The following is a 1,615-nucleotide window of genomic DNA, read 5'->3' on the forward strand; positions in this document are numbered from 1 at the left end:
GGCTGTTTTAGCAGGATGTCACGCATGCGTTGATAAAGCGGCCGCAGTTTCTCGCTGACGGTCAACATCCAGCGACTCATGGTTTGACGGCTCAGCTCAATGCCGTATTGTTTAAACATCGCTTCCTGACGATACAGCGGTAACCCGAACTGGAACTTGGCGCTGATGATTTGTGCAAGCAAGCTCGGCGTTGCGATGCTTTTGGGCATGATGCTCGGCTGGACCGGTGCGATTTTGACAGCGGTTTCCGTGCCGTGCTTTTCGCACGCCCGGCAGCTGTATTTCGGACGTACATGACGCAGCACTTTAATGCTTGCCGGAATAAACTCCAGCTCTTCGCTGGTTTCCTCGCCCATGCGGTGTAAATCATGACCACAGCAGTCGCAGACTTTGTCTTCGTCCGGGATATCGTGCAGCACCTCTTCGCGCGGCAGTGACTCATCAATGCGCGGGCGACGAGGTTTCTGACGGGTGTAAGTAATGGTCTGGCTTTGGTCTTCGGCGACTTCGTCAGCCGTCGGTTCAAGAGCGTCTTCCAGCTCATTAAACAACTCGCCCTGACCGGGCAGCCCTTCGCTGCTGGCACCGAAGCGTTTTTGCAACGACAGTTGCCATTGCTCCATCATATAACGGATTTTCTGTTGCCAACGTTGCTCTTCCAGAGCCATTTCTGTCTGGAGTTTTTCGCGTTCAGATTGCAACTCGAGAACCATTTTTTGCAGGCTCTCGACATCATCCGGGAGTTGTTTAATGTCGCTCGTTTTCATGAGGCTATTATACCCCATGAAAACGCTGCAAGCCTCTATTTTATTGACTTTACTTAGACCGATTAGCGATCGTAAAACGGTTTTTATGCAGGATCCTTATAAACCGTTTTCGATCAGATTGTGGCACTAAAATGCAATGGCTGATGGCCTTTCATCAGAGTGATATCCAGGCCCTCGAGCAGCCACTGCCATTGTTGTTCGCTTAGCTTGAGCACATCGCCGGAGAGTTTTCTCGGCCATTTAAATTTGTTCTTTTCCAGCCGCTTATACCAAAGACAAAAGCCGGTTTTGTCCCAGTAAAGCGCCCGGACTTTATCGCGCTGGCGGTTGCAGAACACAAACACGGCACCGCTGAACGGCGAGCGGTCCATCTCGGCTTCGACAATAGCGCTGAGGCCATTAATGCTCTTGCGAAAGTCGACCGGCTGCTTATACAGATAAATCGCCGGCGGCTCGACAAACATCTTCATGCGCTGAGGGCTTTGACCAGCTCGGCCACCCAGCGGGGAGATACTGACATTGGCAATACTAACTGCGCGTCACCGACGCGAACCTGCATGGCAGCTGCGGATGCCGGCGACGACTCAGCCGCTACCCGTGCAAAGCCTGCACCGTCGGCATCCTGCTGTAATCGACGGCGGCGCTGGCTAAAGTAGTCCGGATTAATACCTTGAGCTTCACAAAACGTCTTGCGGCTTAGCCCGCTTTGCTCAAATTCATCAATTAGCGCCTGCCACTGCGCTTTAGAGCGGTATTCTCGACTCATAAATCACCTCGTTGGTTAGAACGTGGCGATAAATTAGGCTATCTGCAAAGTGGTGACTAGGCGTGGTTTATGTGACGCTTAC

At 52.2% G+C, this 1,615-nt stretch carries 3 protein-coding genes; all 3 read right to left on the reverse strand.

Annotation, left to right across the window (positions count from 1 at the left end; translation table 11 throughout):
* Window positions 1–767, reverse strand: a 767-nt coding sequence (locus RJ32_RS00015; protein WP_034823192.1) for an IS66 family transposase zinc-finger binding domain-containing protein, incomplete at its 3' end; no start/stop codon positions are given.
* 113 nt (window positions 768–880) lie between these two features.
* Window positions 881–1,237, reverse strand: coding sequence for an IS66 family insertion sequence element accessory protein TnpB (tnpB, locus tag RJ32_RS00020; RefSeq protein WP_034823194.1), 357 nt, complete (start codon window positions 1,235–1,237; stop codon window positions 881–883).
* On the reverse strand, window positions 1,234–1,533 hold the full coding sequence (locus RJ32_RS00025) for a hypothetical protein (RefSeq protein ID WP_034823196.1): 300 nt from the start codon (window positions 1,531–1,533) through the stop codon (window positions 1,234–1,236). Before RJ32_RS00025 ends, tnpB begins: the two co-directional genes overlap by 4 nt.
* Window positions 1,534–1,615: the final 82 nt, after the last annotated feature.

Source organism: Idiomarina sp. 28-8, assembly GCF_000320945.2.
Classification (GTDB): Bacteria; Pseudomonadota; Gammaproteobacteria; order Enterobacterales; family Alteromonadaceae; genus Idiomarina; species Idiomarina loihiensis.